General features: G+C 60.3%; 22 protein-coding genes and 1 pseudogene. 11 read left to right on the forward strand and 12 right to left on the reverse strand.

Features of this window, described 5'->3' with window-relative positions; translation table 11 throughout:
* Positions 1-135: 135 nt before the first annotated feature.
* From exbB to AC3ISG_RS24490, 6 genes are all read left to right on the forward strand, one after another.
* The gene (gene exbB, locus AC3ISG_RS24465; RefSeq protein WP_489298176.1) at positions 136-1,113 is read left to right on the forward strand and encodes a tonB-system energizer ExbB; all 978 of its coding nucleotides are present in this window, start codon (positions 136-138) and stop codon (positions 1,111-1,113) included.
* A 3-nt stretch (positions 1,114-1,116) separates the two neighbouring features.
* Entirely contained in the window at positions 1,117-1,542 is a 426-nt protein-coding gene (exbD, locus tag AC3ISG_RS24470; protein WP_122534179.1) for a TonB system transport protein ExbD, read from the forward strand.
* Positions 1,539-2,282 (forward strand): energy transducer TonB, encoded by a 744-nt coding sequence (locus AC3ISG_RS24475; protein ID WP_122534180.1) that lies wholly within the window; start codon positions 1,539-1,541, stop codon positions 2,280-2,282. Before exbD ends, AC3ISG_RS24475 begins: the two co-directional genes overlap by 4 nt.
* Positions 2,283-2,373: 91 nt before the next feature.
* Positions 2,374-3,303 (forward strand): hydrogen peroxide-inducible genes activator, encoded by a 930-nt coding sequence (locus AC3ISG_RS24480; RefSeq protein ID WP_065988216.1) that lies wholly within the window; start codon positions 2,374-2,376, stop codon positions 3,301-3,303.
* A gap of 8 nt (positions 3,304-3,311) precedes the next feature.
* Positions 3,312-5,387, forward strand: coding sequence for an ATP-dependent DNA helicase RecG (recG, locus tag AC3ISG_RS24485; protein WP_489298177.1), 2,076 nt, complete (start codon positions 3,312-3,314; stop codon positions 5,385-5,387).
* Between the two features lie 87 nt (positions 5,388-5,474).
* Positions 5,475-6,863 (forward strand): aminoacyl-tRNA deacylase and HDOD domain-containing protein, encoded by a 1,389-nt coding sequence (locus tag AC3ISG_RS24490; RefSeq protein WP_122534182.1) that lies wholly within the window; start codon positions 5,475-5,477, stop codon positions 6,861-6,863.
* Between the two features lie 21 nt (positions 6,864-6,884).
* Here the strand turns inward: AC3ISG_RS24490 and AC3ISG_RS24495 are convergent, their stop codons facing one another.
* From AC3ISG_RS24495 to AC3ISG_RS24510, 4 genes and pseudogenes are all read right to left on the reverse strand, one after another.
* The gene (locus AC3ISG_RS24495; protein WP_122534183.1) at positions 6,885-7,259 is read right to left on the reverse strand and encodes a helicase; all 375 of its coding nucleotides are present in this window, start codon (positions 7,257-7,259) and stop codon (positions 6,885-6,887) included.
* 329 nt (positions 7,260-7,588) lie between these two features.
* Positions 7,589-7,858 (reverse strand): annotated as a pseudogene (locus AC3ISG_RS24500) (HU family DNA-binding protein); the annotation flags it as partial.
* A gap of 188 nt (positions 7,859-8,046) precedes the next feature.
* Positions 8,047-9,195 carry an NAD(P)/FAD-dependent oxidoreductase gene (locus AC3ISG_RS24505; RefSeq protein WP_205485465.1) on the reverse strand — a complete coding sequence of 383 codons (1,149 nt, stop codon included), beginning with the start codon at positions 9,193-9,195 and terminating at the stop codon, positions 8,047-8,049.
* A 33-nt stretch (positions 9,196-9,228) separates the two neighbouring features.
* Positions 9,229-9,396: a rubredoxin gene (locus tag AC3ISG_RS24510; protein ID WP_002555879.1), complete on the reverse strand. Its 168-nt coding sequence runs from the start codon at positions 9,394-9,396 to the stop codon at positions 9,229-9,231.
* 602 nt (positions 9,397-9,998) lie between these two features.
* On the opposite strand from AC3ISG_RS24510, the gene AC3ISG_RS24515 reads away from it, so the two are divergent.
* Both AC3ISG_RS24515 and ubiA read left to right on the forward strand, forming a co-directional pair.
* Positions 9,999-10,577 (forward strand): chorismate--pyruvate lyase family protein, encoded by a 579-nt coding sequence (locus AC3ISG_RS24515; RefSeq protein WP_489298178.1) that lies wholly within the window; start codon positions 9,999-10,001, stop codon positions 10,575-10,577.
* A complete protein-coding gene (gene ubiA / locus AC3ISG_RS24520) occupies positions 10,577-11,467 on the forward strand; it encodes a 4-hydroxybenzoate octaprenyltransferase (protein WP_489298179.1) in 891 nt (296 codons plus the stop codon). Before AC3ISG_RS24515 ends, ubiA begins: the two co-directional genes overlap by 1 nt.
* A gap of 33 nt (positions 11,468-11,500) precedes the next feature.
* Here the strand turns inward: ubiA and AC3ISG_RS24525 are convergent, their stop codons facing one another.
* Positions 11,501-11,881: a COG4315 family predicted lipoprotein gene (locus AC3ISG_RS24525; RefSeq protein ID WP_122534187.1), complete on the reverse strand. Its 381-nt coding sequence runs from the start codon at positions 11,879-11,881 to the stop codon at positions 11,501-11,503.
* Positions 11,882-12,051: 170 nt separating this feature from the next.
* On the opposite strand from AC3ISG_RS24525, the gene phoB reads away from it, so the two are divergent.
* The 3 genes from phoB to AC3ISG_RS24540 all read left to right on the forward strand — a co-directional run bounded on the left by phoB (position 12,052) and on the right by AC3ISG_RS24540 (position 15,532).
* Entirely contained in the window at positions 12,052-12,741 is a 690-nt protein-coding gene (gene phoB / locus AC3ISG_RS24530) for a phosphate regulon transcriptional regulator PhoB (protein WP_037016751.1), read from the forward strand.
* A gap of 90 nt (positions 12,742-12,831) precedes the next feature.
* Complete coding sequence (phoR, locus tag AC3ISG_RS24535; protein WP_241043500.1) at positions 12,832-14,091, forward strand: phosphate regulon sensor histidine kinase PhoR; 1,260 nt, start codon at positions 12,832-12,834, stop codon at positions 14,089-14,091.
* Positions 14,092-14,191: 100 nt separating this feature from the next.
* Positions 14,192-15,532, forward strand: a complete 1,341-nt coding sequence (locus AC3ISG_RS24540) for a hemolysin family protein (RefSeq protein WP_122623573.1) — start codon at positions 14,192-14,194, stop codon at positions 15,530-15,532.
* A 21-nt stretch (positions 15,533-15,553) separates the two neighbouring features.
* Here AC3ISG_RS24540 and AC3ISG_RS24545 read toward each other — a convergent pair whose 3' ends face one another.
* The 7 genes from AC3ISG_RS24545 to AC3ISG_RS24575 form a co-directional block, all read right to left on the reverse strand.
* Positions 15,554-16,462, reverse strand: coding sequence for a peptidoglycan DD-metalloendopeptidase family protein (locus tag AC3ISG_RS24545; RefSeq protein WP_489298180.1), 909 nt, complete (start codon positions 16,460-16,462; stop codon positions 15,554-15,556).
* A gap of 276 nt (positions 16,463-16,738) precedes the next feature.
* Positions 16,739-17,644: a response regulator gene (locus tag AC3ISG_RS24550; protein ID WP_122534191.1), complete on the reverse strand. Its 906-nt coding sequence runs from the start codon at positions 17,642-17,644 to the stop codon at positions 16,739-16,741.
* A 173-nt stretch (positions 17,645-17,817) separates the two neighbouring features.
* Positions 17,818-18,576 (reverse strand): phosphate signaling complex protein PhoU, encoded by a 759-nt coding sequence (phoU, locus tag AC3ISG_RS24555; protein WP_122534192.1) that lies wholly within the window; start codon positions 18,574-18,576, stop codon positions 17,818-17,820.
* A gap of 51 nt (positions 18,577-18,627) precedes the next feature.
* Positions 18,628-19,461, reverse strand: a complete 834-nt coding sequence (gene pstB / locus AC3ISG_RS24560) for a phosphate ABC transporter ATP-binding protein PstB (RefSeq protein ID WP_122623575.1) — start codon at positions 19,459-19,461, stop codon at positions 18,628-18,630.
* 96 nt (positions 19,462-19,557) lie between these two features.
* Positions 19,558-21,228, reverse strand: coding sequence for a phosphate ABC transporter permease PstA (pstA, locus tag AC3ISG_RS24565; protein WP_489298181.1), 1,671 nt, complete (start codon positions 21,226-21,228; stop codon positions 19,558-19,560).
* Positions 21,229-21,243: 15 nt separating this feature from the next.
* The gene (locus tag AC3ISG_RS24570; RefSeq protein ID WP_489298182.1) at positions 21,244-23,529 is read right to left on the reverse strand and encodes an ABC transporter permease subunit; all 2,286 of its coding nucleotides are present in this window, start codon (positions 23,527-23,529) and stop codon (positions 21,244-21,246) included.
* A 185-nt stretch (positions 23,530-23,714) separates the two neighbouring features.
* A complete protein-coding gene (locus AC3ISG_RS24575) occupies positions 23,715-24,695 on the reverse strand; it encodes a phosphate ABC transporter substrate-binding protein PstS family protein (protein ID WP_485619769.1) in 981 nt (326 codons plus the stop codon).
* Positions 24,696-24,835: the final 140 nt, after the last annotated feature.

Below are 24,835 nucleotides of genomic sequence, written 5' to 3' on the forward strand. Positions count from 1 at the left end.
GAAAAAAGAGACGCTCTTACTTTTGTTAACAAGAATTACTTGCAATAATGACCCCCCTTTGTTCTCCTCCGCTCGCCTCGCGCCAGCGTGACGCTCTCAGAACGAACACCTATTTTCATATCAGGTCGGGCCAGCATGACATCTATTCAAACCCCCGCTTCGTCCATTGCCAACCGAGGTCTACCACGCGCAGGACGCGCCATTGCCGCGCTGCTGTTCAGCCTGATGTTGACGCCCATGGCGCTCGCCGACTCCAACGCTCCCGTACAAAAGCCCACCGTACAGGCCGAGGCGCCAACCGCCACTCCGGTTGACCCTGCGACAACGCCAGGCGTTCAAGAACTGACCCCGGCATCTGCTCCGGCTGAGTCGCTTGATGCCGCTGCGGAAGATAACAGCCTGGGCATGTCCCACGACCTCTCGCCCTGGGGTATGTACAAGAACGCGGACATCATCGTCAAAGCCGTGATGATCGGTCTGGCCATCGCATCGGTCATTACCTGGACCATCTGGATCGCCAAGGGCTTCGAACTGCTGGGCGCCAAGCGTCGTCTGCGGAGCGAAATCGCTGCGCTGAAACGTGCACGCAACCTGGACGAAGCCAGCGCAGGGGCGAAGAAAGAAGGGACCCTTTCCCATTTGCTGGTGCACGACGCACTGGAAGAGATGCGCCTGTCGGTTAACACACGCGAACGGGAAGGCATCAAGGAGCGCGTCGCTTTCCGCCTTGAGCGCCTCGTCGCCGCTTGCGGCCGAAACATGAGCATGGGCACCGGCGTGCTGGCCACCATCGGTTCGACTGCGCCCTTTGTGGGCCTGTTCGGCACCGTCTGGGGGATCATGAACAGCTTCATCGGCATCGCCAAAACCCAGACCACCAACCTGGCCGTTGTGGCGCCGGGCATCGCCGAGGCCTTGCTGGCCACCGCGCTGGGTCTGGTTGCAGCGATTCCGGCCGTGGTCATTTACAACGTCTTCGCCCGCTCCATCGCCGGCTACAAGGCGCAAGTGTCCGACGCTTCGGCGCAGGTTCTGTTGCTGGTCAGCCGCGATCTGGATCACCAGCCTGCGGTCGAGCGCAGTCAATCGCCGCACATGGTAAAGATGGGGTAAACCATGGGCCTGCATTTGAAGGAAGGCGACGACGATCTCGCCGAGAACCACGAAATCAACGTGACGCCGTTCATCGACGTCATGCTGGTCCTGCTGATCATCTTCATGGTTGCCGCACCGCTGGCAACCGTGGACATCAAGGTTGATCTACCGGCCTCCACAGCTAAGCCGGTGCCTCGGCCCGAGAAGCCGATTTTCCTGAGCGTGAAAGCCGACCAGAGCCTGTACCTGGGCGATGAAAAGGTCGCGCGCGAGCAGATCGGTCAGGTGCTGGATGCCAAGACCAAAGGCAAGAAAGACACCACGATCTTCTTCCAGGCCGACAAGGGCGTCGACTACGGCGACCTGATGGACGTGATGAACGCCCTGCGCGGCGCCGGCTACCTGAAGGTGGGCCTGGTGGGTCTTGAGACGGTCGGCAAGAAATGATCAATACGCGCCAAAAGCTGACGCGCTATAGCGGTAGTCTGTTGTTGGTGCTGGCGGTCCATGCCGTGGCGATTGTCGTCGCGTTGCGCTGGCCCTCCTCGCAGGCCATCGAGCTGCCGCCGGCCGCGATGATGGTCGAGCTCGCGCCCGCTCCCGAGCCCGCTCCGCCGCCACCGCCGAAAGTCGTGCAACCACCGCAGCCGCCTGCGCCTGAAGAACAACTGCCGATTCCGCCAGTCGCCGAGGCGCCCAAGGCTGAAATCGCTGTACCCAAGCCGGTCAAGCCCAAACCCAGACCACAGCCGCCAAAACCTGTGAAGAAGGTCGAGCCGCCGAAGGAAGAAAAACCCGCCGACGACAAGCCGCTGGACGCACCGCCGTCCAATGCCAAGCCGGAGAAGTCAGCGTCGCCGCAACCTGCTGCGCCCACACCGCCAAGCAATGCATTACCCACTTGGCAAGGCGAACTGCTGAGTCACCTGAGCAAGTTCAAGCGTTATCCGGAAGACGCCCGACGTCGGGGCATGCAGGGCACCAGTAAGTTGCGCTTTGTGGTCGATGGCGAAGGCCGCGTGTTGTCCTATGAATTGGCCGGGGGTTCTGGAAGCGCTTCACTGGATCGGGCAACTCTGGAAATGATCCGCCGCGCGCAGCCATTGCCCAAGCCGCCGCCGGAATTGCTGAAGAACGGGTCGCTGGAAGTGGTCGCGCCCTTCGTTTATTCGCTGGATAAACGCTGAAACCAGAATTTTGTCAGCCGCGACGGGTTGATAACGTGCGTCTATCGATTGCACCCGCTATGCTGGGGCCGCAACTTCATGGACGCACGTTATGACCCTTACAGAATTGCGCTACATCGTTACCCTCGCTCAAGAGCAGCACTTCGGCCATGCTGCTGAACGCTGCCACGTCAGCCAGCCGACCTTGTCGGTGGGCGTCAAGAAGCTGGAAGATGAACTCGGCGTGTTGATTTTCGAGCGCAGCAAGAGTGCCGTACGTCTGACCCCGGTTGGCGAGGGCATCGTGGCTCAGGCGCAAAAAGTCCTCGAACAGGCTCAGGGCATTCGTGAACTGGCCCAGACCGGCAAGAATCAACTGACCGCGCCGCTTAAAGTCGGCGCGATCTACACCGTCGGCCCCTATCTGTTTCCTCACCTGATTCCCCAACTGCACCGGGTTGCCCCGCAGATGCCGTTGTACATTGAGGAAAACTTCACTCACGTGCTGCGCGACAAGCTGCGCAATGGCGAGCTCGACGCGATCATCATCGCTTTGCCGTTCAACGAGGCCGATGTCCTGACGCTGTCGTTGTACGACGAGCCGTTTTACGTGCTGATGCCGGCCGATCATCCATGGACCCAGAAAAAGACCATCGATGCTTCGGCGCTGAATGACAAGAGCCTGCTGCTGCTGGGAGAAGGCCACTGCTTCCGTGATCAGGTGCTTGAAGCCTGTCCGACATTGGTCAAGGGCGGCGATGCGGCCAAGCACACCACGGTGGAATCCAGTTCGCTGGAAACCATTCGGCACATGGTCGCTTCGGGCCTGGGTATTTCCATCCTGCCGATGTCCGCCGTCGACAGCCATCACTACGCGCCCGGCGTGATCGAAGTTCGTCCGCTGTCGCCGCCGGTGCCCTTCCGCACCGTGGCAATCGCCTGGCGTGCCAGCTTTCCGCGCCCCAAAGCCATCGAAATCCTCGCAGACTCGATTCGTCTGTGTTCCGTCGCTCGCCCTAAAGCTCAGGCTGAAGCGAGTTAAGGGACGGTATGACGGAGCTGTCTCATGTCTCGGTCACGGCGCTAAAAGGCGTCGGTGAGGCCATGGCTGAAAAGCTGGCGAAAGTCGGTCTTGAGAACATTCAAGACGTGCTGTTTCACTTGCCCTTGCGTTATCAGGACCGGACTCGCGTCGTGCCCATCGGTGAGTTGCGCCCGGGTCAGGACGCTGTGATCGAAGGTGTCGTAAGCGGCGCCGACGTCGTCATGGGCAAACGTCGCAGTCTGCTGGTCAGGATCGGCGACGGCACCGGGGTGTTGAGCCTGCGCTTTTATCACTTCAGCAACGCGCAGAAGGACGGACTCAAGCGCGGCACACACGTGCGCTGCTACGGTGAAGCCCGTCCCGGCGCCTCCGGGCTTGAGATCTACCACCCGGAATACCGCGCAATCACTGGCGATGAGCCGGTTGCTGTGGAGCAGACGCTGACACCGATCTACCCCACGACCGAAGGCCTCACCCAGCAGCGGCTGCGGCAACTGTGTCACCAGAGCCTGTCGATGCTTGGGCCGAAGAGCCTGCCAGACTGGCTGCCGGACGAGCTGGCGCGCGACCACCAACTGGCGCCCCTGGCTGAGGCCATTCATTACCTGCACAACCCGCCCGCTGATGCCGACGTTGAAGAACTCGCGCTAGGCCATCACTGGGCTCAGCACCGACTGGCATTCGAAGAGCTGCTGACGCACCAGCTTTCCCAGCAACGCCTGCGTGAAAGCCTGCGCTCGCAACGCGCGCCTGCACTGCCCCCGGCGAAACGCCTGCCGGAGAAATTCCTCGCCAACCTCGGATTCCCGCCCACAGGGGCGCAGCAGCGCGTCGGCAACGAGATCGCCTACGACCTCAGTCAGCAGGAACCGATGCTGCGGCTGATTCAGGGCGATGTGGGCGCTGGCAAGACGGTCGTCGCAGCACTCGCGGCGCTTCAGGCGCTGGAGGCGGGCTATCAGGTCGCACTGATGGCGCCCACCGAGATTCTTGCCGAACAGCATTTCATCAACTTCACCCGCTGGCTGGAGCCTCTCGGCATCGAGACGGCCTGGCTCGCGGGCAAACTCAAGGGCAAGGCACGGGCAGCATCACTGGCGCAGATCGCCGGTGGCACGCCCATGGTCGTCGGCACCCACGCGTTGTTCCAGGACGAGGTGCAGTTCAAGAACCTCGCGCTGGTCATCATCGACGAACAGCACCGTTTCGGTGTTCAGCAAAGGCTGGCCCTGCGCAAGAAAGGCGTCGGCGGCTCGATGTGTCCGCACCAGTTGATCATGACCGCAACGCCTATTCCGCGCACGCTGGCGATGAGCGCCTACGCCGACCTCGACACGTCGATCCTCGACGAACTGCCGCCCGGGCGTACGCCGGTGAACACCGTTCTGGTTGTCGACAGTCGACGGATCGAAGTCGTCGAGCGCGTGCGCAACGCGTGCGCCGAAGGCCGACAGGCGTATTGGGTGTGCACGCTGATCGAGGAGTCCGAGGAGCTGACGTGTCAGGCCGCTGAAACCACGTTCGAGGAACTGACCAGCGCGCTGGGTGAGCTCAAGGTCGGTTTGATTCACGGACGCATGAAGCCCGCCGAAAAAGCCGCCGTCATGGGCGAATTCAAGCAGGGCAACCTGAATCTGCTGATCGCAACAACGGTGATCGAAGTCGGCGTGGACGTCCCCAACGCCAGCCTGATGATTATCGAAAACCCGGAACGCCTGGGCCTGGCCCAGCTTCATCAATTGCGCGGTCGGGTCGGCCGGGGCAGCGCCGCCAGCCATTGCGTGCTGCTGTATCACCCGCCGCTTTCTCAGATCGGTCGTCAGCGGCTGGGCATCATGCGTGAGACCAACGATGGCTTCGTGATTGCCGAAAAGGATCTGGAGCTGCGCGGGCCCGGCGAGATGCTCGGCACGCGCCAGACAGGGCTGTTGCAGTTCAAGGTGGCTGACCTGATGCGCGATGCAGATCTGCTGCCGGCGGTCAGGGACGCCGCCCAGGCGCTGCTCGAACGCTGGCCGCAACACGTCAGTCCGCTGCTGGAACGCTGGCTGCGCCATGGCCAGCAATACGGCCAAGTGTGAAGCAGTCAACGCAATAACAGGGTGTCTCACCTCTATAACAACTAAGCTGGTTATACTTCAGCGATTGTAGGAATCTGGATACAGGCCATGACAGAAGTTGCCCACATCGACGCAACCCCACACTGCCCTTCCGTCATTCGGCAGCTGCTAGGCAAAATCGACTTTCGTGAAGTAACCGACGACGAGTCGCTCCCGCTCCAACAGAAAGTTCAGGCCATTCTGGTCGATGACTCCGTCGGCGCGCTGTTCATCCTGCTTCCACAAAACCATCTGCTCGACCTCAATCGCATTACCGAATTGACCGGCCGCAAATTGAAGGCGGTGCCGAAAGAGTCGCTCGAACTCATGCTGCAGAAGCATAAACTCGGCACGTTGCCCGGCCTGCCTGCACTGACCAGCTCGCCTTGCCTGTACGAAGAACGCATTCTCTCCGGCCCTGCTGTTCTGATCGACTCTGGCGAACCGGGCCTGTTGCTGGAAATCAGCAGCGAGGATTTCAAGACGCTGCTGACCAAGGCCAGCGCCGCCCGCTTCGGCGAACCGGTGGCGTCGGTCACCCCCAACCTCACGCGTCCCGATGACGACCGCGAGGAGATCACCAAAGCCGTACAGAATTTCACCGCCCGGCGTATTCAGCAGCGTCTGGAGTCAACGGTGGAAATCCCGCCGTTGGCCGACACGGCGCAGAAGATCATCAAGCTGCGTGTCGACCCGGACGCGACCATCGATGACATCACCGGTGTAGTCGAAACCGATCCAGCATTGGCGGCACAGGTCGTGAGCTGGGCGGCCTCCCCGTATTACGGTTCGGCCGGCAAAATTCGCTCGGTGGAAGATGCCATCGTTCGCGTGCTGGGTTTTGATCTGGTGATCAATCTTGCACTCGGTCTGGCGTTGGGCAAAACCCTGGCGCTGCCCAAGGATCATCCGCAGCAGGCAACGCCGTACTGGCAGCAGTCGATTTATACGGCTGCGATCATCGAAGGGCTGACCCGCGCCATGCCCCGTGCCGAGCGCCCGGAAAGTGGCCTGACGTACCTTGCCGGCTTGCTGCACAACTTCGGCTACCTGCTGCTGGCGCATGTGTTTCCACCGCACTTTTCGCTGATCTGCCGCCAGATCGAAGTCAATCCGCATTTGCACCACAGCTACGTCGAGCAGCACCTGCTGGGCATCACCCGTGAGCAGATCGGCTCCTGGCTGATGCGCAACTGGGACATGCCGGAGGAACTGGTCATCGCACTGCGCTTTCAGCACGATCCGCACTACGCAGGTGAGCATTACAAATATGCGAACCTGGTGTGCCTGGCCGTGAGCCTGCTGCGCAAGGAAGGCATCGGCTCAGGCCCTCTGGAAAGCATTCCGGACGAGCTGCTAGAGCGTCTGAAGCTCTCTCGCGAGAAAGCCCAGGACGTGGTGAAGAAAGTGCTGGAGGCCGAAGTGCTGTTGCGCGAACTGGCCTCTCAGTTCAGCTGATCTCGGACTGGCCGGGGAAGACTATTTCTTCTTCCTCGGCTTCAAATACTTCGTCAGCCCTTGAAACCACATCACCAGGCCGGCATTGCCGGTGACCACGATGTTCTTGTCCTGAATGCCCTGCATGAACGCGAGCTGCTTGTTCCGAGCCTGCAGGGTGGCAAAGCCGTAATCGGCATCCTTGAAAGCGATCACGAAAGCAGGTGCGGCAAAGGTGCCCGCGCGGCTCTTGACGCGTTGCTCGTGCACGATGAAATGCCGGGCAATCTTGCCGTCAGCCGTCTGCAACTGGAAAGCCAGGTCCTTCCCCGCGAGTTGCTGCTGAAAAGCGGGATTGTTGCGACTGGCGCGGGCCATCAACAGGCCCAACATCCAGAGTAGAAAGCGAAACTTCATGCGTGGGCCTCATGGAATAGACGGCGGTCAGGGTAACCAGCCGCAGTGTAGCGAGCTTGATCGCCCGATGAGCAAGCAGAACCGCTCAGTCGCAAAGTGGCGGAGTAGACGTAACGCGCAGGTCCGCAAGGTGGATTCGTCGAGCATAAAAAAAATGGACATGCCGACTGATCGGCATGCCCATCTCCATGCTGCTCGCCCTCCGCAGAGCGCTCAGCGAATTACTTTTTCTTTGCTGCAGGTGCCTTGGCGACTGCTGCCTTGGCTGGCTTGGCATCTTGGGCGGCGGCAGCAGGCTTGGCTGATTTCGCTGGCTTTACCGAGTCCGGATTAACGCTGTCTTTGAGAAACTTGCCCGGCTTGAATGCAACCGTGTTGCTGGCCTTGATCTTGACGGGCTCACCGGTCTGAGGGTTCTTACCGGTACGGGCGCCACGATGGCGTTGCAGGAAAGTGCCGAAGCCGACCAGCGTGACGCTGTCCTTTTTGTGCAGCGCGTTGGTGATTTCGTCGAGCACGGCGTTGAGGACGCGATTGGCTTGTTCTTTGGTGAGATCTGCTTTCTCGGCAATAGCCGCTGCGAGTTCTGGTTTACGCATATGAAGCCTCTTTTACGGTTTTTTGTTTTTATGTCCCGTGCAGCCCTTGCGGACAGCGAGCAGGTGCCGCAACAGCTCTACGTTGCGGCAGACCGGAATGAGAATGGCACGCCACCGTGACCCACGCCAGTACATGGGACACGTTTGTTTCAACTAAAAGATGGCTTATCCGACAGAACGACTGTTAATCAGGCCAACAGCGGGGGCAAGGCCTTGTTCAGCGCGAGCTTCTCCATCACTGCAGCGCCTGTTAGGGCGTAACCCAGCAGGTTACCGTCGCTGTCGCGGCACAGCGCTTTGATGTCGGCGCCCTCGCCTTCAACGGTCCAGACACCTTCCAGGCCCTTCGGCGGCGGGGAGACAACCAGCGGGCAAACCGGCGTTTTCACGGTGACCGGCATCGGGCCATATTTGACGGGTGTGGGCGTGCCAGCCAGAGTTTGCGCCAATGCCCGGGCGCAGTTCATCAACGGCATGACGTAGAGCAGGTTCAGCCCATCGACTTCAGCGCAGTCGCCCAGTGCATAGATGTTGGCGTGGGAAGTCTGCAAATGCCGGTCGACCACAACGCCCCGCCCGATTTCCAGGCCCGCCGCTGCGGCGAGATCAGTGCGAGGGCGCAGGCCGATGGCCGACACCACCAAATCGCAGTGCAGCACCTCGCCATCCGACAGATGCGCTTCGAGCCCGTCGTCGGTGCGCTCAAGCCGAGTCAGCAACGGGCCAAGGTGAAAGCGCGCGCCCAGGCTCTCCAGCCCGGCCTGTACCGCTGCGGCGGCAGCAGGGTGCAGCAACGTCGGCATGACCTGCTCGCATGGCGCAACCAGGTCGATTTCGTAGCCACCCAGGATCAAATCGTTGGCGAACTCGCAGCCGATCAGGCCTGCCCCAAGGATCAACACCCGTTTCTTGCTGGCGGCAGCGGCACGGAAACGCGCGTAGTCCTCCAGATCGTTGATCGGGAATATGGCGTCGGCAGCGTCGCCCGCCACCGGCACGCGCACGGTTTCCGCGCCCCACGCCAGAATCAGATCGCGATAGGGGACCGCTTCTTCGCCGATCCACAGACGCTTGTGCCCCGGATCGATGCCGCTGACGCGGGTGTGCGTGCGCACTTCAGCCTTGAGCTGATCGGCCATGGCGCCCGGCTCGGCCATGCTCAGTCCATCGGCTTCCTTGTTTTTGCCAAAGCCGGTGGAGAGCATGGGTTTTGAGTATGAACGGCCGTCATCGGCGGTGATCAGCAAGAGCGGGGTTTCGCCATCCAGCTTGCGAAATTCGCGGGCAAGGTTGTAGCCGGCCAGCCCGGTGCCGATGATCACGACAGGTGCGTTCATTCATTTCTCCAGAGGGTCATGGAAGTCGGCGGATCAGCCGATTTCGATCATTTCAAAATCCATTTTGCCGACGCCGCAGTCGGGGCACAGCCAGTCTTCCGGCACATCCTGCCAGAGCGTGCCCGGCGCGATGCCGTCATCCGGCCAACCGTCGGCTTCGTTGTAGATAAGGCCACAGACTATGCATTGCCACTTTTTCATCGCTCGGTTCTCTTGGTTTCAGGCTAGACGTCCCAGACGTTCCGCTGTGGTCGCGAAGTTTATCGAATGGGTCAGGCCTTTTACTGATCACAGCGTCATGACGCAAGTTTCATTGATGTACAACGCGCGCGCTTTTCGGAGGATTGGCTCTGGCTGCGATGGCGTCGGTCTTCATGTCGCAAGATTGATAGCGTCCAAACCGGCCTCTTCCCGGCTGAAGCCGGTCCTACAAATACACCGCATGTCGCCAGTAGGACTGGCTTTAGCCGGGAAGGCGTTAGCGGCCGCACCGCAAAATTGATTGCGCACACACCGGCCTCTTCCCGGCAGAAGCCGGTCCTACAAAAACACCGCATATCGCCAGCAGGACTGGCTTTAGCCGGCAAGACGTTAGCGGCCGCACCGCAAAATTGATTGCGCACACACCGGCCTCTTCCCGGCTGAAGCCGGTCCTACTAACACCGCATGTCGCCAGTAGGACTGGCTTTAGCCGGGAAGGCGTCAGTAGCTTCACTGCGACCATGGAAGGGCGCTCCGGTCGTCGGTCAAAATCGCAATCATGCTAAGCTCGCCGCCCCGATTGCCGCCTGTGTTTGTCCCCCGTGATCCAGCAAACCCCAGCATTTCCAACGCCTGAATGGCTTTCGCGCGATCAGTTGATCGAAGCGCCTTCGCCGATCGTTCTTGAGTGGCTGTTCCACGAAGATTCCCTGACCCGACGCCTGACCCGCCTCTCTGACAATCGCTTCTCTGTCAGTCCGCAGTTCGAAGGCTGGCAGCGTCTACGTGATGATGAATGCGCTGCACTGAACTTACCTGAAGGCAGCGAGGGCTGGGTACGGGAAGTCTATCTGCTGGGCCATGATGAAAATTGGGTGTTTGCCCGCAGTGTTGCCGGGAGAGGAGCGCTGGAGCATGCCGGCCTGCACATGGACGAACTCGGTACCCGATCGCTGGGGGAGTTACTGTTCAGCGATAAAGCCTTCGTCCGCGGCCCCCTGCAGGTCTGCCGCTATCCTGCAAAATGGCTGCCTGCGACGGATTCACAGCAAGGCTTGTGGGGCCGCCGCTCCTGTTTCAGCCGTGGGGCTTTAAGCATTCTGGTGGCGGAAGTGTTTTTGCCCACCGCATGGCGCGCGATCGAAGCCCACCTTCCACTGCACGCCCAAGAGGGCCGCTGATGTACCTGTCGCTGCTCAAATCTCTGAACCGTTTGCACCCGCGTGCCTGGGACTTCGTCCAGCTCACGCGCGTCGACAAACCCATCGGCATCTATCTGTTGCTGTGGCCCACCTTGTGGGCCGTGTGGATTGCCGGCAAAGGTTCGCCCTCCCTTGGCACGCTGCTGATTTTCGTCGTCGGAGTGTTCCTGATGCGTGCGGCGGGCTGCGTGATCAACGACTTCGCCGACCGCAAGGTGGACGGCCACGTCAAACGCACCGAGCAGCGGCCCTTGGTCAGCGGCAGGGTGACGTCAAAAGAAGCGCTGATTCTGTTCGCCGTGCTGGTGACGCTGAGCTTTGTGCTGGTGTTGTTCACCAACGCGACGACGATCTGGCTGTCATTCGGCGGGCTGGCCCTCGCAGCGACTTACCCCTTCATGAAGCGCTATACCTACTACCCGCAAGTGGTGCTGGGTGCGGCGTTCTCGTGGGGCATGCCGATGGCGTTCACCGCCGAGACCGGCGAGCTGCCGGCTGCCGCGTGGCTGCTGTACATCGCCAATCTGCTGTGGACGGTGGGATATGACACGTATTACGCGATGACGGATCGCGAGGACGACTTGAAGATCGGCGTAAAATCCACGGCCGTGCTGTTCGGCGACGCGGATCGGGTGATCATCCTGACGCTGCAATGCCTGGCATTGTTCTGCCTGATGCTGGCGGGTACACGCTTTGAGCTGGGCCTGTACTTCTTTATCGGCCTGCTGGTGGCGGCGGGATGCTTCGCCTGGGAGTTCTGGTCGACCCGGGACAAAGACCCGCAAGCCTGCTTCAGAGCCTTTCTGCATAACCACTGGGCGGGGCTGGCGATTTTCGTCGGTATCGTAGTGGACTACGCGCTGCGCTGACCGATTCGGGCCGACGCAGCGCGAAGGTTCAGATCAAGGCTTGGCGATGTGCCAAACGTCGCCTTTGCCGTCGCCGGTTTTGTCGCCAGCGGCCTTATCGCTTTTGAAAAAGTACAGCGGCTTGCCCTTGTAAACCCACTGCGAGGCGCCGTCATCGCGCTTGATGATGGTCCAGTCGCCTTCAGGCTTATCACTGGCGGTGGCGGTCAGCGGCGGCCAGTTGGTTGCGCATTGATCGTTGCAGACGGACTTGCCTGCAGAGGTGTCTTTGTCAAAGGTATAAAGCGTCATGCCCTTGTGGTCGGTGAGCATGCCGTCGCTGGTCATTGCAGGCGCGGCAGCGAATGCCATGCCGGAGGACGCCAGTGCGGCTGCCGCCAAAAGGCGCATCAGAGCGGAAGAAATTTTAGCCATGGATGAATCCTCTTCTTGTTTGTCTATGTATGGACGTTTCTTGTAGGACAAGTCGCCAGCTTAGCGCTAGACCGGCGAATACGCCTAGCTCGAACTAACCTGTCACACGACTGCAATAATTCCGTTATCTAATGCGCCCCAAGACAGTTAAATGACATGAGGTTCGAGGCATGGTTGGCAGGAGCATTCTGATCGTCGACGACGAAGCGCCCATACGCGAAATGATTGCCGTCGCACTGGAAATGGCTGGCTATGACTGCATTGAGGCTGAGAATTCGCAACAGGCCCACGCCGTTATCGTCGACCGCAAGCCGGACCTCATCCTGCTGGACTGGATGCTGCCCGGCACATCCGGCATCGAGCTGGCGCGCCGCCTCAAGCGTGACGAACTGACCGGCGACATCCCGATCATCATGCTCACGGCCAAAGGCGAAGAGGACAACAAGATCCAGGGCCTCGAAGTCGGCGCCGACGACTACATCACCAAACCATTCTCTCCTCGCGAGCTGGTCGCCCGGCTCAAGGCCGTGCTGCGTCGCGCAGCCCCGAACGATGGCGAATCACCGATCGAAGTAGGCGGTCTGCTGCTCGACCCGATCAGCCACCGTGTGACCATCGACGGCACACCTGCCGAGATGGGCCCGACCGAATACCGCCTGCTGCAATTCTTCATGACCCATCAGGAACGCGCCTATACCCGCGGGCAGTTGCTCGATCAGGTCTGGGGCGGAAACGTCTACGTGGAAGAGCGCACCGTGGATGTCCACATCCGGCGTCTGCGCAAAGCCCTCGGCGAGGCTTACGAAAATCTGGTACAAACCGTCCGCGGTACTGGCTACCGTTTCTCCACCAAAAGCTGAAGAAGCCTTTGGCAGCGATTCAGACCGCTGAAGACAAGGACGCGTTAATTGAATCACAACTGGCATGGCACCCTGATCCGCCACTTGCTGATGTTGGTCACAGCCTCGCTGCTGGCCGGTTTGATCAGCGGGCATTACGGCGGGTGTCTGGCAATCGGTCTGGGGCTTTATCTGGCCTGGACCCTCAAACAGCTGCTGCGCCTGCATGACTGGCTTCGCCATCACAAACCCGACGAGCCGCCGCCCGATGGCTATGGCTTATGGGGTGAAGTCTTCGACAGCATTTATCATCTGCAACGACGCGACCAGCGCGTGCGTGGCCGCCTGCAAGCGGTTATCGACCGTGTGCAGGAATCCACTGCCGCACTGAAAGATGCCGTGATCATGCTCGACAGCGACGGCAACCTGGAATGGTGGAACCGCGCTGCCGAAACCTTGCTGGGCTTGAAGACGCCCCAGGACAGCGGTCAGCCGGTGACCAATCTGGTGCGCCATCCGCGCTTCAAAGAGTACTTCGAGCACGCCAATTACGCCGAGCCGCTGGAGATCCCTTCGCCGGTCAATGACCGCCTGCGCATTCAGATGCTGATCACCCGATACGGCAACAACGAGCATTTGATGCTGGTGCGCGACGTGACGCGCATGCACCAGCTTGAGCAAATGCGCAAAGACTTCGTCGCCAACGTGTCCCATGAACTGCGCACGCCGTTGACGGTTATCTGCGGCTATCTCGAGACGCTGCTGGATAACGTCGAGGAAGTGAATCCGCGCTGGGTCCGGGCGTTGCAGCAAATGCATCAGCAAGGCGGGCGCATGCAGACGCTGCTCAACGACCTGCTGCTGCTGGCCAAGCTGGAAGCCACCGATTATCCGTCGGACAACCAGCCCGTGGCCGTGTCGTCGCTGCTGCAAAGCATTACCAATGATGCTCAGGCGCTATCGGGGAGCAAGAATCAACAGATCACTCTGGATCTGGAAAGCGACGACAGACTCAAGGGCAGCGAGGCCGAACTGCGCAGCGCGTTCTCCAATCTGATCTTCAACGCCGTCAAATACACGCCGGCCGAGGGCAAGATCCGCATCCGCTGGTGGAGTGACGGCCGTGGCGCACACTTAAGCGTGCAGGACTCCGGCATCGGCATCGACAGCAAGCACATTCCACGCCTCACCGAGCGCTTCTACCGGGTTGATTCCAGCCGCGCATCAAATACCGGCGGCACAGGCCTGGGCCTGGCAATCGTCAAGCACGTGCTGTTGCGCCACCGAGCGGCATTGGAAATCAACAGCGTCCCGGGCAAGGGCAGTGTGTTTATCTGCAACTTTGCCCCGGCGCAGATGACCAAAGCCTAGGCAAGCCTGTAGATAGCCGCTAAATTGCGTCCCTTGTGCCCTCCAATTGTGAGGGCTTGTTTCATTCCACACTTCAAAACGGAACCTGCAAAACCCCATCATGGACCCTTCCCCTGGTATCAGCCTGGCTTCACTCTTCGCCGATTTCGGCATGATTCTTTTCGCAATGGTGTTGGTTCTGCTCAACGGATTTTTCGTTGCGGCCGAGTTCGCCATGGTCAAACTGCGCTCGACCCGCGTCGAGTCCATCGCCGAGAAAAACGGCTGGCGCGGGCGCATCCTGCGCACCGTTCACAGTCAGCTCGATGCTTATCTGTCGGCCTGCCAGCTGGGTATTACGCTGGCGTCGCTGGGCCTGGGCTGGGTTGGCGAGCCGGCATTTGCTCACCTGCTGGCGCCGTTGCTCGAGACCGTAGGCGTGGAATCGCCGGAAGTCGTCAAAGGCGTGTCGTTCTTCAGCGCCTTTTTCATGATTTCGTACCTGCACATCGTGGTGGGTGAACTGGCGCCGAAATCCTGGGCCATTCGCAAACCCGAACTGTTGTCGCTGTGGACGGCGGTGCCGCTGTACCTCTTCTACTGGGCGATGTACCCGGCCATTTATCTCCTCAACGCCAGTGCCAACGGCATTCTGCGCATCGCAGGCCAAGGTGAGCCCGGCCCGCATCACGAGCATCATTACAGCCGTGAAGAGCTCAAGCTGATCCTGCACTCAAGCCGCGGTCAGGACCCGAGCGACCAGGGCATGCGCGTGCTGGCCTCCGCTGTGGAGATGGGCGAGCTGGAAGTAGTGGACTGGGCGAACTCCCGCGAAGACATGGTCTCGCTGGAATTCAACGCCCCGCTCAAAGAAATCCTCGCGATGTTCCGTCGGCACAAGTTCAGCCGGTACCCGGTGTACGACTCGGACCGCAACGAGTTTGTGGGTCTGTTGCACATCAAGGACCTGCTGCTGGAGCTGGCGGCGCTGGACCATCTTCCCGAGTCCTTCAACCTCGCCGAGCTCACGCGGCCGCTGGAGCGGGTGTCCAAGCACATGCCACTGTCGCGTCTGCTGGAGCAGTTCCGTCAAGGCGGCGCGCACTTTGCGCTGGTTGAAGAAGCCGACGGCAAGATCATCGGCTACCTGACGATGGAGGACGTGCTGGAAGTGCTGGTGGGCGACATTCAGGACGAACACCGCAAGGCCGAGCGCGGGATTCTGGCCTATCAGCCGGGCAAGCTGCTGGTTCGCGGGGACACCCCGCTGTTCAAGGTCGAGCGCCTGCTGGGCATTGATCTGGACCACGTTGAAGCTGAAACCCTGGCAGGCCTGATCTACGACAGCCTCAAGCGCGTGCCTGAGGAAGAGGAAGTCATGGAAGTCGAAGGCCTGCGCATCATCATCAAGAAGATGAAAGGCCCGAAGATCGTGCTGGCGAAGGTGCTGAAGCTGGATTGACCTGCCCGTCAGAGCAGATGATCAATTCCCGCCAATCGCGAAGTTGGGCAGGCTCTGGACCGGTTGCGAGAATTCGTACGGAATCGACTCCAGCGCCAGCCCGACATTGCGCTGCACCACGAAGTGCAAATGCGGGCCGGTGCTGTTGCCGGTGTTGCCGGACCGCCCGAGCGGCGCGCCCACTGCCACATGCTGGCCTTCCTTGACGCTCACCGATCCCTGCTGCAGATGCAGATAAACGCCCATCGTGCCGTCGTCGTGCAGGATGCGCACGAAGTTGCCTGACGGATTGGCGCCACGGCCCGACTGGGCATTTTCGGTCTTGATCACGGTACCGCCCCGCGCAGCAATGATCTGCGTGCCTTCGGGCATGGCGATGTCGATCGCATAGCGGCTCTTGGCGCCAACGTGGCTGTAGGACCCGTTGGCACCCTGACTGATGCGAAACGGCCCGCCCACCCACGGCAATGGATAGCGATAGGCAAATCCATTCGCTGAGACACCGCGCTCCGGGTCGCCCACGATTGATCGCAGACTGGGCTTATAGGTCATGGCCTTGCTGGCGACTTGCGGGCTGAGGGCGATGAGGCGTTCGTTGCTGCGCGCTGGAATCGTACGACGAATGACCTGATCCGACACGCCGACCACATTCTTCACCCCGGCCAGACGCAGTTCGACTTCCACGGGCGCGTACAGATCATTGCGAACATACAGGCTGTCGCTGCCATTGGCTTTCTTGACGCTCAGGCGCACCTGGCTGTCGATGCGCTCGACCATGCGCTCGCGAAGCTTCATCACCTGCGCGCCGCGCACGGGCTGGTCGGTAAACGACACCACGCCATTGGCATCGGTGAACCGATAGATCGTGACTGCCCCGGCGGTCTGCGTGGCCAGCAGCAGGGCACAGACAACCAGCATGCGCTCTAACATCGGGAAGACCTGGTGAGTGGACGATTGGCGCCCAGCCTAACAGCGATGCCGACGCAATTGGACTCATCCGAATCAATCGGTAATAGACGAAGCGTCAAGGAAATCGCGTCAGCACAGGGCGCGATCGGAATTGCAATTTCTATGCTAGGTAACGCGGGAGCAAGCTTGCTCGCGAAGATGGACGCCCGGCCGCTGCACATTTAGCGGAGATACCGGTCTCATCGCGAGCAAGGTGGAACGCCACCCGCTCGCTCCCACACATGAGTGCGCAGCGAATCAGGCACCCGGCACGAAGTGCTTCTGCGCCGTACCACGGGCAATCAGACGCGAAAGGTAATCAAGCTTCTGGGTGTCCTTGTCGACGAAGCGGAAAGTGACCTGCAGCCACTCACTGTCCGGCTTCTGCTCGAACGCGGCAATCGCGTGCAGATAGCCATTGAGACGCGCCACTTCAGCGTTTTCGCCCTGCTCCAGATCGAGCACGGCGCTTTCAAGGATCTGCGGCAGGACTTCGCCACGGCGGACCAGCAGCGACGCTTCCTTGAGCGTCAACGCCTTGATCACGCAGGGCTGGTTTCCGCCTGGAAGACGCAACTGACCCTGACCACGACCGGTAGGTGCGGCGGAAGGAGCCGCTTTTGCCACAGGCGGGACCATAGACTGAGCAGTTTGCGATGCAGTTGAAGCCGCAGGTGCCGTGTTGACGACCTCGGGACGGTTACCCGTCAAGGCACTGAGCGAGTCATTGGCAAACGCTGCATTGACGCGGGCCGGGCCACTGGACATCAACGCGTCAAGCTTGCCGACCTTGTGCAGCGCCTTCTTGACCTTGGTCAGCAGTTGCTCGTTGGTAAACGGCTTGCCGATGAAGTCCGATACGCCAGCCTGGATCGCCTGAATCACGTTTTCCTTATCGCCACGGCTGGTGACCATGATGAAAGGCATGGTCTTCAGGTTGTCCTGCTGGCGGCACCAGGTCAGCAATTCAAGCCCGGACATTTCAGGCATTTCCCAATCGCACAGCACCAGATCGAACACTTCACGGCTGAGCAGCACTTGCGCCTTGCGACCGTTGACCGCGTCTTCCAGAGCGATACCCGGGAAGGCGTTGCGCAGGCCTTTCTTGACCAGATCGCGGATGAACGGTGCGTCATCCACCACCAATACACTGACTTTACTCATCGACGCTCCTGATGGCGTGTTCACCGTAAATGGCGAGCATTTGCTGGCGGGTGGCCAGCTGCCAAACTGTTTGACGACACCGGGACTTTTATTCGCGGGTGACTTGAAAAATATGGGCAGACCGGAGAAACAAAAACGCCCGGCGGTCGCCAGGCGTTTTTTCTCAGGCAATCTTATTTATCGTCAGGCTTGTCCAGAACATTAATCCTTTCGGCGGTCAGGCCTTTGACTTCTTCCTGCATGCGCTTGAGGCCCAAGTGGCGAACATCGGTACCGCGCACGAGGTAGATCACCAGTTCGGAGATGTTGCGCGCATGATCACCGATGCGCTCCAGCGAACGCAGGACCCAGATCACATTCAGCACGCGAGAGATCGAGCGCGGATCTTCCATCATGTAGGTGACCAGCTCACGCAATGCGGTCTTGTACTCACGGTCGATGTTTTTGTCGTACTGCGCCACCGACAACGCCAGATCGGCATCGAAGCGGGCGAACGAGTCCAGAGCATCGCGCACCATCTTGCTGACCTGATCGCTGATGTGGCGCACTTCGACGTAACCGCGCGGCGACTCACCCTCTTCGCACAACTGAATCGCACGGCGGGCGATCTTGGTGGACTCATCGCCAATACGCTCAAGGTCGATGACCGACTTGGAGATGCTGATGATCAGACGCAGGTCGGAGGCGGCAGGCTGACGACGGGCCAGAATGCGCAGGCACTCTTCGTCGATATTGCGCTCCATCTGGTTGATCCGGTCGTCCACCTCGCGCACTCGCTGGGCCAGGCCCGAGTCGGCTTCGATCAACGCGGTGACCGCGTCGTTGACCTGCTTCTCGACCAGACCACCCATTTCCAGCAGGTGGCTGCGAACTTCTTCCAGTTCAGCGTTGAACTGCTGGGAGATGTGATGTGTATGGCTGTCTTTGATCATGAGTGTCCGTCCGATTGATTGCGCGGTGGTTCAAGGCTGACGAAACACGTGCTAGCCGTAACGACCGGTTATGTAGTCTTCAGTCTGCTTTTTGGTCGGATTGGTGAACAACGTATCGGTGTCCCCGTATTCGACCACCTTGCCCATGTGCAGAAACGCGGTGTAATCCGACACACGCGCCGCCTGCTGCATGTTGTGGGTAACGATCACAATGGTGTATTTGGATTTCAGTTCGTAGATCAACTCTTCGACTTTCAGCGTCGAAATCGGGTCGAGCGCGGAGCACGGCTCATCGAGCAGCAGCACCTCGGGTTCGACGGCGATAGTGCGGGCGATCACCAGACGCTGCTGCTGACCACCGGAAAGTCCGAGCGCCGACTCATGCAGGCGGTCCTTGACCTCGTCCCACAGGGCGGCGCCACGCAAGGCCCACTCGACGGCTTCATCCAGCACGCGCTTCTTGTGCACGCCTTGAATACGCAGCCCGTAGACCACGTTCTCGTAAACGGTTTTGGGGAACGGATTAGGCTTCTGGAACACCATGCCAACCCGGCGACGCAATTCGGCAACGTCTTCGCCCTTGGTGTAGATGTCGTGACCATAGAGCTTGATCTGGCCCTGTACGCGACAGCCGTCCACCAGATCGTTCATGCGGTTAAAGGTGCGCAGCAAGGTGGATTTGCCGCACCCGGACGGCCCGATGAACGAGGTGACGCGCTGTTTCGGGATGTTCATGCGGATGTCGAACAGCGCCTGCTTCTCGCCATAGAAGAGATCCAGCCCCGGCACTTCCAGCGCAACGGCTTCGTTCGCCAGATCCAGCACTTGGCGCTTGCGACCCAGGGCCGACATGTTGATGCCGTGGGCGTGGGGTTCGTGTTGCATGGTCTCACTCCGATCGTAGCTGCAAGCCTTAAGCCGCAAGCTGCAAGTGTGGTGCTGATACGGTATGCGGCTCTCAGCTTGCCGCTTGTAGCTGACTCAGTCTTCAAACGCCTTGTACTTGTCGCGCAGGCGGTTGCGAATCGTCACCGCCGACAGGTTCAGCAGCGCGATCACCAGCACCAGCAGCAGCGCCGTGGCGTACACCAGCGGGCGCGCCGCCTCGACGTTCGGGCTTTGAAAACCGACGTCGTAGATATGAAAACCCAGGTGCATGATCTTCTGGTCGAGGTGCAGGTACGGGTAATTGCCGTCCACCGGCAGCGACGGCGCCATCTTGACCACACCCACCAGCATCAGCGGCGCCACTTCACCGGCCGCCCGGGCCACGGCCAGAATCAGCCCGGTCATCATGGCCGGGCTCGCCATCGGCAAAACGATCTTCCACAGCGTTTCGGCCTTGGTCGCACCCAGGGCCAGCGAACCCTCACGCAGCGTCAACGGGATGCGCGCCAGGCCTTCTTCGGTGGCGACGATCACCACCGGGACGGCGAGTAGTGCCAGAGTCAACGACGCCCACAGCAAGCCCGGCGTGCCGAACGTCGGCGCCGGCAAGGCTTCGGGGAAGAACAGCTGATCCAGCGAGCCACCCAGTACATAAACGAAAAAGCCCAGCCCGAACACGCCGTAGACAATGGCAGGGACGCCCGCAAGGTTGTTCACCGCGATGCGGATCAGGCGCGTCATCATGCCCTGGCGCGCGTACTCACGCAGATACACAGCCGCGAGCACGCCAAAGGGTGTCACGATCACGGCCATGATCAGCGTCATCATCACGGTGCCGAAGATCGCAGGAAAAATCCCGCCCTCGGTGTTGGCCTCGCGCGGGTCGTCGCTGAGGAACTCCCAGAGCTTCTGGAAGTAAAACCCCAACTTGGTCATCGTGCCCATCGCGTTGGGTTGATACGCGTGAACCACCTTGCCGATGCTGATCTCGATTTCTTTGCCGTTGGCGTCACGCGCCGTCAGGCTGTCACGATTGTATTCGGCGTGTAGCGCGCCCAGCCGCGATTCGACTTCCTTGTAACGCGCGTCATATTCAGCGCGCTCAGTGGCCATGTCGGCCTGTGCCGCTGCATCAAGTTCGCCATTGAGCTCAAGCTTGCGTGCCTGCAGACGCAGCCGCTCGATGCCGTGGTTGATCGCGCCGATCTCGCCCTTCTCCAGGTCGTCCAGCTGATCGGAAATACCCTGCACACGCTCGATACGCGCCTGCAGTTGCGGCCATGCGGCTTCACCTTCGGCGACGATTTTGCCGTCTTCCTTGACGTTGACCAGATAGCCGTAGAAGTTTCCCCACTCGCGGCGCTCCAGCGTCATCAGCTCCGCTGGCTTGCGCAGATCCTTGAGCCACTCGCCAATGACCCAGTTGAAATCGCTGGGGCTGATGTCCCGGTTGCCGACCTTGAACAGATCGCGGGTCATGAATTCGGGCCCCTGATCAGGGACTGGCAACCCGGCGGCCTTGAGCCTGGCGCGCGGCACTTGTTCAGACTGAACCAGCTCGCCCACCAGCACGTGGCTTTCCTGCCCGGGAACGTCGTACTGGGCGGAAATCACATCGGCCGGCCAGAAATGCCCTAGCCCGCGCACGGCGATCACCGCGAGCAAACCGATGGTCATGATCACGGCGATAGAGACCGCACCCGCGCTTAACCAGACGCCGGGGCCGCCACTGTTGAACCATCGCTTGAGGGAGGTCTGCTTCATCGGTTTCAACCTGCCCTAGAGAGACGAATACTGCTTGCGCAGGCGCTGACGAATCAGCTCTGCCAAGGTATTCATGACAAATGTGAACATCAGCAGCACCAGGGCGGCGAGGAACAGCACGCGATAATGACTGCCCCCCACTTCCGACTCGGGCATCTCCACCGCCACGTTGGCGGCCAGGGTGCGCATGCCTTCGAACAGGTTCATGTCCATGATCGGCGTGTTACCGGTGGCCATGAGCACGATCATGGTCTCGCCCACAGCGCGGCCCATGCCGATCATCAACGCAGAAAAAATCCCCGGGCTGGCCGTGAGAATCACCACGCGAACCAGTGTCTGCCACGGCGTGGCGCCGAGGGCCAGTGAGCCAAGCGTCAGGCCACGCGGCACGCTGAACACAGCGTCCTCGGCAATCGAATAAATGTTGGGGATGACCGCAAAACCCATCGCGATTCCGACCACCATTGCGTTGCGCTGGTCGTAGGTGATGCCCATATCGTTGGTGATCCACGCGCGCATGTCGCCGCCGAAGAACCAGTTCTCCAGGTGCGGGCTCATGCTCAGTGAGACCCAGCCAATCAGCAGAATGACCGGAATCAGAATCGCGCTTTCCCAGCCGTCGGGTACCCGCAGGCGAATCGAGTCAGGCAAGCGCGTCCAGCCAAACCCTGCCAGCAAGATGCCGATGGGGGTGAAGATCAGCAGGCTGAAGATGCCCGGCAGGTGCCCTTCCAGGTACGGCGCCAGGAACAGCCCGGCGAAGAATCCGAGAATCACCGTCGGCATCGCTTCCATCAGTTCGATGATCGGCTTGACCTTGCGACGCATGCGCGGCGCCATGAAGTAAGCCGTGTAGATAGCAGCGGCGACGGCGATCGGCGCCGCCAGCAGCATGGCGTAGAAGGCGGCTTTGAGCGTGCCGTAAGTGAGTGGCGCGAGGCTGAGCTTGGGCTCGAAATCACTGCTGGACGCGGTGGATTGCCAAACGTATTTGGGTTCGTCGTAGTTTTCGTACCAGACCTTGTCCCACAACGCGCTCCATGAGATCTCCGGGTGCGGATTGTTCAGGCTCAAGGGCAGCAGCTTGCCGCTGTCTTCAACGATGATCCGATCCGCCCGCGGCGACAGCCCCATGACGGCCGGGCCGCTGGCTATCGGGTCGATCAGCAGCGTGCGGTGGGCGGTGCTGTGGAACACGCCGAGCTTGCCGGAGGTGTCCATGGCAATGAAGCCTTTGCGGCGTTGCTCGGCGGTGATCTGGGAGATCGGCGCGCCACTCATTTTGAAATCACGAATGTGCTGCAGGCGCATCTCGCCATCGACGTCCCGCGCCATGAACCACTGCGCGATGTTGCCTCTTGAGCTGCCGATCACCAGAGAGACGCCACCGACCAGTTGCGTGCTGGCAGTGGTTTCGGCATTGGCATCTTCAAGCAGTTTGTAACGACCGTTCAGTGTGCGATCGCGCAGGTCGAACACGTCGACCAGCGCGCGACCATTGATCACGTACAGCCACTGCTGGCGCGGGTCGACATAAATGGCTTTGACCGCTGCTGACAGCTGCGGCAGATCAATGCGGTTCTGCTCGCGATCGGTGTCGCCCGTCATCAGGTTTTCGGATTGGGTCAGCGACAGTACGTGCAATTGGGTACCGGTTGCACCGGACAGAATCAGGGTCGTGTCACTGGCGTTCAGATTGACGTGCTCGACGGCCCGCCCTCCTTCGTCCAGCACCAGCGGCGTCTCGCCGTAGGGATAGGTAATCGTGGGGGTGATGGTCTTTTTGTTGTCGGGATAGCTGATCGGGTACGCGTGCTTGAACACTATTACGCTGCCGTTGGACAGGCCAACCGCGATCAGGGGCTTGCCGGGCTGATCCTGTGCCACCGACGTGACCTTCGCGCCTGCGGGGATCGGCAAGGCCACGCGGGAGATTTCGCCGCCGTCCTTGAGACGGAAAAACAGCGCTTCGCCCTTGTCGGACACGCGCATGGCGACCTGATTCTGCTCTTCGATGACCAGCACCATGGGCTTGCCGGCATCTTGGAGCCAGGCAGGCGTTTGAGCATCGCTGCGCGTCAGCTTCGCACCCTGGAACAACGGCGCGACGACGTAAGCCAGGTAGAAGAAGATCAAGGTAATGGCGGCCAACACGGCAAGACCGCCCACTAACACGTACCAACGCGTCAGGCGATCTTTGAGCGCACGGATCCTGCGCTTGCGCTGCAGCTCGGGCGCATTGAAATCGATGCGCTCGGGACGGGGTTTGTCGGTCATTGATGAATTGGCCAAATCATTCATGCGCACACCGTAGCCACTCTGTATGACAAATACATGACAGCGAGGTGACGCAAAAAAGCCCGCCGCTCCTGAATCGGGGCAACGGACTGTCCAGTGTTCTGCGAGCCTCGTTCCATAAGGCCTTTGTCGTTTGTGGCGGGACGAACCTGTCACCCCGCTTCAGGGTTGTCTGGGCAGCGTGCTCGCTACCGTTCTTGTAGCCCCAGATCAGCCAAGGCTTTGCTGACGACCTTGGCTGGTAACGGAATGTACCCGTCTTTCATGACAACTTCCTGACCTTGTTTTGACAGGATCAATCTGACGAACTCGGCTTCGAGCGGATTCAACGGTTGGTTCGGCGCCTTGTTGACGTACACATAAAGGAAGCGTGCCAGCGGGTAGGTGCCATTCAATGCGTTGGCTTCGTTGTCCTCGACATACTCGCCGCCCTCCTTTTTTGCGAGGGGAACAGTGCGAACACTGGACGTTTTATAACCAATGCCCGAGTACCCAATGCCGTTCAGCGAGTTGCTGATGGAGCTGACCACCGACGCAGAGCCGGGCTGTTCATTGACGTTGGGCTTGAAGTCGCCCTTGCACAGCGCCTCTTCCTTGAAGAAACCGTAAGTGCCGGAAACCGAATTACGCCCGAACAGCTGGATGGCCTTGCCCGCCAGATCACCCGTCACGCCCACATCGCCCCAGGTTTTTGCATCGGTCTTGGCGCCGCACAGCCGGGTTGCGGAGAAGATTGCGTCAACCTGCTGCAGTGTGAGGCCCTTGATCGGGTTGTCCTTGTGGACGAACACCGCCAGCGCATCCACCGCCACCGGAATCGCCGTAGGCTTGTAGCCACGCTTCTGCTCAAAGGCCGACAACTCGCCGTCTTTCATCTTGCGGCTCATGGGCCCGAGCGTCGCAGTGCCCTCGGTCAGTGCAGGTGGCGCTGTCGAGGAGCCAGCGGCCTGAATCTGGATGTTCACGCTTGGGTATTCTTTTTTGTAGGCCTCGGCCCACATCGTCATCAGGTTGGCGAGCGTGTCGGAGCCTACGCTGGACAGATTTCCGGATACACCACTGGTTTTGACGTAGGGCTTGATCGCCGGGTCGACGGCGGCACTCGCATTGTCGACCGCCACGCCAGCCGCCACGAAAGTCAGCGCCGTCATCAAACGTTTGAAGGTCATGCCTTGCTCCTGGCGAGGTGAAGAGTACCGCCATCGATGATGGCCATGTGACTACTCTATGACCGGAATATGACAATCAAATGAAAGCCGCCAGTCATCATGACTGGCGGCTTTGATTTTTCAGCGGGAGGATTCGTCAC

The sequence above is a fragment of the Pseudomonas sp. GL_135 genome, from assembly GCF_057834665.1.